This window comes from Actinophytocola sp. (assembly GCF_035712165.1).
GTDB lineage: Bacteria > Actinomycetota > Actinomycetes > Mycobacteriales > Pseudonocardiaceae > DASYTH01.
Genome location: NZ_DASTBH010000223.1, coordinates 1 through 6,102, shown reverse-complemented (window position 1 = coordinate 6,102; position 6,102 = coordinate 1). Strand labels below are relative to the sequence as shown.

The following is a 6,102-nucleotide window of genomic DNA, read 5'->3' as shown; positions in this document are numbered from 1 at the left end:
CGGACCAACCGGTCGACGGCCGCGCCGAGGATCCGCATCGGGTCGATCCCGTTGATGATGTCCTTCTCGGCCGCCTCGACCACGTTGTCCATCGCGGTGAGCAACCAGTCGTGCAGGGCGAGATCCTCGCAGAACCGCTCCGCGTGCGGCAGCAGGTCCGACGGCAGCGCCAACTCGACGGTACGCAGCTCCTCACTGTCCACATGCAACCGAACGGCCGGGTCGGCCCGGTCCTCGACCATGGCGGTCCATCGCGTTCTGGTCGGGCGGGAGCGCATCGCGGTCCGGCGGTCCAGCTGCGGCCGCATCTGCACCACGCTCACCAGATGCTCGCTGATCGCGCCGAGGTCCAGGGTGGTGCTGTCCGGTTTCTCCGCGCGGTACCCGGCCGCGAGCTGGACCAGGTTCGCCTTTCCGATCACCTCCACCACGCCCCGCCGGGCGGCGTAGTGCGACCAGGGCCGCCGATCCCGGTTCGTGACCACGTCCAGCTGCGTCCGGGCCGCGGACTGCAGCACGAGCCCCCCGGTGACCACCGCGTGCGAGGCGACGGTGCCGATCCCCCGCGCTTTGGTCAGCGGCACGGTCGGTACCCGGCAGTCGACGCACACCAGACCGTCCGGCGACACCGACCGGTTGACCGGACGGTTGGTCACCCGCACCCGCCGGCCGGGCCTGATCTCGAGCAGTTCCACGATCGTGGGCCGGGGCAGCCGCACGGAGTTGTGCAGCAGCCCGGTGCGGACCTCACCCACGATCAGCATGTGCTGCCCCGCCGTCCAAGGGAATCTCCTCATCGTCGTCGATGAAGATATGGGACATTCGGTGCGTGAGCTTCCTGGAGATCTCCAGGCCCTCCACCTTGCCCCGGTCGATCACCTGGTCGGTCACGGCCGGATCGAGATCGAGATGGTTGAGGATGACCTCGACCGCGTTCTCGATGACCAGGTAGGACCGCGGCATGATCGACACGGACCGGTACGCGGCGAACGGCGCCGCCGCGGGGTTGATCTTCATGACCGCCGGCAGGTCGTTCCAGCGCTCGGGCCAATCGTCGGTGGGCGACCGGTACTGCGCCGGCGCGACCGGTTCGCCGCGGTAGCGCAGCATCCCCAGCCGCAGCAGGTGCCAGATCGCGGCCAGGAACGGGCAGGACCAGAGCTTGTCGTCCGTGGTCTCGCTGTCCCGCCACAGCTCGACGTCGACGAAGATCGAGTGCGTGCGCCGGGCGCCGAACTGGACCGGCGGGCGCCACGCGGCGACCTGCATGGCCTGGCCGGACGGGGTCGGCGAGTCGGTCGACCGCTGGCCGTTGCACAGCCAGCCGGACTCCTGCAGCGGTGGGCGGGAGCCGTTGGTGCCCTCGGGGGGCTCCGGCAGCAACATCGACCTCACCATGCCGGCGAGGTCGGCGTCACCGGCCCGGGCGCAGCCCGCCTCCCGGACCAGGTAGTCGATCGTGATGCCGCACTGCTCGGCGATCCGCACCAGCTTGGGCACGATGTCGGCCGGCCGGGTACCGCTGCCGAAGTAGTCGTCGATCAGGAAACACGTGCTGATCCGCGGTTTGGCCGGACCGACCTGCGCCCGCACGCCCGCCACGGCGGCCTGCAGCCACGGCGCCACCATCGAGAACTGGTTGTGGATCCGTTCCTCGCCGTTGACGAGGTGCTCCATGTAGAAGTGGCCGACCTCGACCGACAGATGGGCCAGCTGGGTGTGCCTCGGCCGGTCCAGCTCGGTCGCCTCGCTGTAGCCGGCGAGGTCGGGCGCGCTCACCGCGCCGGGCGAGTCGGTCACAGTCCTTCCCACTCCGTGTCATCGGTCAGCTTGGTGGCCAGTTCCCGGAACGACTCCGCCGTGGCGGCATTGGCGATCTTCGCATCCACGTCCGCGTGCGTGATCACCTGCTCCCGCCATTGCAACACCGGCTCCATCGGGGTGATGCCGAGCATGCGGCTGCGGCCGAGCTTCTTCTCCCGGGCCAGGCGGTTCAGCTCCTCGTCGAAGGCGTGCAGCCAGGCGGCCTGGGGTGGGCTGCTGGTGGCCAGCGGCGAGTTGAGCCGCGGGACGGCGGTGCGGACGTAGCGGATCGCGTCGTCCAGAGCGTCCGGGTCGTGTCCGGCCGCCTTGCCCACCTCGATGATGCCCCGAGTGTCGTTGACCAGCGCGGCGGCGGCCATCACGTGCTGCCTGGTCCACCGGTGGAAGATCAGCCAGCGGGCCGTGATCGCGCTGAGCTCCTCCCGCGCGGTCGCCTCCAGCACCATGGACACCGCGTGTGAGCGGCCGGCGGACAGGTCGACGACGCAGATGTCGAACTCCCGGTCCAGCCGGCTGAACAGCGTCACGCAGTTGTTGACATGCCTGGCGTGACAGGGAAACTCGGCCCCGCCCCGGTTGCCGGGCAGGAGCACCAGGCGGCCCGCCCGGGCGTTGGCACTGCGCAGGTCGTCCCTGGCCGTGTTCTGCCACACGTCGACCACGTACGGGTCGGCGGCCTCACCCTCGATGTAGGAGTGCAGGCCGTTCTGGTCGACCCCGCGTTCCACCCGGGCCATCTCGAAGATCGCCCCCGCGGTGGGGCTGCCGAAGTCGAAGTCCAGGTAGGCCACGTCGTAGCGCTGGGCCAGGTGGTAGGCGATGTTGCAGCTCGTGACCGACCGGCCGGTGCCACCCTTGTCCGACGCGGCGAATACCAGCATGGCTACATGCTCCTCGTCGCGTCTCGGTGCGCGACCGCAAGCTCGTCCAGCCGGCGTAGCGCGTCCAGGGCCAGGGCGTTCGCCGTTCCGGGTTGCTGAATGATGATCTTACGGGCGCGGATCAGGATGGCCTCGATCTTGTTCAGCTCCGAACGCTTGGCCGAGGTGTCGTCCGCGTCGGCATCCAGCATCTCCCGGTTGAGCAGGTGCTCCGCCTCGTGCAGCAGTTCCTGCGCCCGGGTGCCGACCGCCGAACTGCGCACCGGGCTCTCCCGGAACGTTCGGGCGCCGGAGACCAGCGCCTCCACCACCCGCTCGGACAGATACCAGGAGGGCTTCGTCGTCGGGACGCGGGACTCGCCCGGGAACAGCACGTCGCCGGGGTCGTCCCACAGACCCGCCGCCGGTCCCTGGGAGATCCGCCTGCGGTCCAGGTGGGCCATGGTCGAGTCGGCCACGTCCATCAGTGCCTTGCGGGCGGCCACGTTCTGCGACAACCGGGTCGCCTGCAGGGCCCGCTTGAGCAGCAGCGGCGCGAAGTCCGCCACCGTCCAGTGCAGCCGGGTGCCGAGCAGTTCGCTGCCGCCCAGGTTCATGCGCACGCCGGGCACGTGCATTTCCACGGCCGGGTCATTCACCGTGACCCGGCGGGTGATCCGACCACGCTGGGCAAGCGACTCGAAGACGGCCACCGCGCGGTTGAGGTCGTCGTCGGTGGCTTCCCGGTTTTCCAGGTCCTGCACCAGAACCGAGGAGACGAGCAGACTGTAGTAGTCGTTCTCGTCGCCGTCCGAGGTGCGCCAGGGGATGTCCTCCAGCGGCCAGTCACCGTCACCGAACCGGGCGATGGTGGACCAGTACCGCTGCGTTTGCGCCCAGCGGACCTGGAGGGCGTCGGACAGCCGGCGCTGGTCCTCGTTGAGCAGCCCCAACTCCCGGGTTCGGGTGGACAGCAGGTCGTTGATGCCGTCCAGCGCGACCACCGTGGAGTACAGGTAGGGCCGGGGGTCGGCCACCCCGTCGACCGAGCAGATCTTGGGTTGGTCGCGGAAACCGGTCTCCGCGAGCTCGATCTTGAACGGGGTGGCGTTGCGGACGATGCTCCAGCCCCAACCGCACTCGAAGAGCATGTTCTCGTCCCGCAACCCCTCCTTGACGTCCTCGCCGACGCCGAGGCGCACGTCGTCACGGAGCCGGGCCCGGGTTCTGGCCAGCCTGCTGTTCAGGTTGTCGACCACGGCCTGTTCCTGGGCCTGGTCCCGAATCCGGGTGGGCGACACCGTGCGCAGCATGATCTCGCGGGCCGGATCGGACTCGTCGACGATGTTCACCACGAAGCTGCGCAGCAACCCGACCATGGCCGCGGTGAGCCGGTCCTGCACGGCCCGCTCCAGTTGGCCGATGGTCTGCCGGGTCTCGGACTTCTTCACCGACGAGCGGAGCACGCTGATGAACCCGAGCGCGGCCAGGCAGAGCGTCACCGACATCGAGTACGAGTCGACCACGTCGAGGTTTCGTTGCCGCTCGTCGATCGGTTCACTCTTGGCGCCCGCCTTATCGCCGCCGACGCGGAAATAGCTGCCGCCGGAGAATATGGGCTCGCCCTCGGTGTCGGTGTATTCCGCGACGTAGTCGGCCAGCACGTCGATGACCTTCAAGGCGATCGAGGTGGGCCGGCCGAGCGGGGCGAGGGCCTTCACCACGTCATCGGCGGTCGAGTCCGGCCGGTCGAGGGCCAGGTTGGGCAATTCGGTCGCCGGGTAGAGCAGGCACAGGACCATCTCGGCGTCGCGGATGGAGTTGCGTTCCTCCTTGGGCCCCCAGTTCCAGGCGCCATCCCGGAATGACGCCTGAATCACCGATCGCCAGATGTCGAGGATTTGCTGTCGTGGCTGGATTCGCACGGTGGCCGTCCTGGAGGAGAATGTCAGCCGATGGGGTCAATGCGTGGAGAAAGGCCGCGGCCACGACAGGGCCGGGGCGCGGCGTCGGCGGTACGCTAGCACTGACCGGGCCGTGCCGTGGCTAGCCGGTACCGCTAACCCTCCCATATGCGACTATCGTGCCGCTATACCCGTCTCGTAACGGGTTGTCGCCATGGTCGAAGCGCCGAACATGGACATCGGATGTGTGCCGGCGAAGGCACTGCCGGACCTCGTCGATGCCCACCGGAGTCGCCGGGAAGCTCTTACCCGCGACGTGATACCCGGACGATTCCTCCATAAAGCCGATGGCGAACGGGGCGCCGGTGCGCAGCGCGGCGAGGAAATGATCGACGGCGGCGGCGAACTCGGATTTCTGGCTCGTGATTGACTCGGCCACGAAGAACATCGTCCCGATATCCCACCGCTGCGGGTATGCGGCGAGATCGAACACGCTCCCCTGGATGACGTCCACGCACCGGGCCAACTCGGCTTTCGGGTGCCCGTCAAGCTCGGCATAGCAGTCGTGCTCGGAGAAAACATGCCAGAACTGGGACCAAACCGGGCTCCAGGTCGGCCAGTCGGCGGCGTGCTGGCGGATCAGCCACCTGACGTTGGCCAACGAGTAGTCGTAGAGCGTGAGGCGCTCGACGAACGGCAACATCGCCAACGCGGGGTACAGATTGGCGCCGGTGCCCACATCGATACCGCATCGCCCGGTCCGGTTCGGGTCGTTCGCGAACTCGGCGGCGAAGAAGTCGCGCACGAGCTCCACCATCTGCCGATCTTCGTCACGCAGGACGGCGTAGTTGTCCTCCAGGTATGAATCCGGATCAAAGTCGTGCCATGGGTAGTCTTCATTACTTCGTTCAGTCGATACCACCGTGCCCCTAATGGTCCTCGAGCCCAATTCGAACACACCCCGGGCAGTTACCCAAGTTAGCACGGGTTCGCGTCGGTTTGATCGTCTTCACCGGATGAGACGAATTCGAGGGTTCTCCTAGGGGTGCCCGGATTAATCGCCGCCCGGGACCAGGGTCGCGGGGTCGACCGGGATGTCCGGCGGGACGCCGGCGCCGGTGACCACGGCGGCGGCCAGAGCGGCCAGGGCTGGCGCCATTTGGATGCCGTAGCCGCCTTGACCAGCGACGAACATGAACCCGGGGTGGTGCGGATGGGACCCGACAACGGGGTTGCCGGTGGGTGAGAAAGTGCGCAGGCCGGCCCAGGATCGGCGGACCGTGCGCAGGCGCAGCAGGGTGACCTCGTTGATGAGGTCGAGCGCGCGGGCGATTTCCAGTTCGTCGGGACGGGCATCGCACGGCTCGCAGGGAGTGGCATCGGCCGGGGAGCCGAGGACGCTGCCGCCTTCCGGTTTGAAGTAGAACCGCTCGGCGGCGTCGCCGACGAGGGCTCCGTCCGGGTCCCACGGCACGCCGGCCGGAACGGGGGAAACGAACAGCGAGCGGCGTTTC

Annotated in this window: 6 protein-coding genes; all 6 read right to left on the bottom strand. The window is 68.3% G+C overall.

Annotation, left to right across the window (positions count from 1 at the left end):
• The coding region (locus VFO68_RS12685) for an SCO2521 family protein (RefSeq protein ID WP_325158445.1) at nt 1-764 on the bottom strand (764 nt) is incomplete at its 3' end.
• Nucleotides 748-1,800, bottom strand: a complete 1,053-nt coding sequence (locus VFO68_RS12680; RefSeq protein WP_325158444.1) for an SCO2522 family protein — start codon at nt 1,798-1,800, stop codon at nt 748-750. The genes VFO68_RS12685 and VFO68_RS12680, both read right to left, overlap by 17 nt.
• A complete protein-coding gene (locus VFO68_RS12675) occupies nt 1,797-2,705 on the bottom strand; it encodes an SCO2523 family variant P-loop protein (RefSeq protein ID WP_325158443.1) in 909 nt (302 codons plus the stop codon). Before VFO68_RS12675 ends, VFO68_RS12680 begins: the two co-directional genes overlap by 4 nt.
• Nucleotides 2,706-2,707: 2 nt before the next feature.
• On the bottom strand, nt 2,708-4,609 hold the full coding sequence (locus VFO68_RS12670; RefSeq protein ID WP_325158442.1) for an SCO2524 family protein: 1,902 nt from the start codon (nt 4,607-4,609) through the stop codon (nt 2,708-2,710).
• A 121-nt stretch (nt 4,610-4,730) separates the two neighbouring features.
• Nucleotides 4,731-5,510 carry an SCO2525 family SAM-dependent methyltransferase gene (locus tag VFO68_RS12665; protein WP_325158441.1) on the bottom strand — a complete coding sequence of 260 codons (780 nt, stop codon included), beginning with the start codon at nt 5,508-5,510 and terminating at the stop codon, nt 4,731-4,733.
• 132 nt (nt 5,511-5,642) lie between these two features.
• A partial coding sequence (locus VFO68_RS12660; protein ID WP_325158440.1) for an FAD-dependent oxidoreductase occupies nt 5,643-6,102 on the bottom strand: 460 nt, incomplete at its 5' end.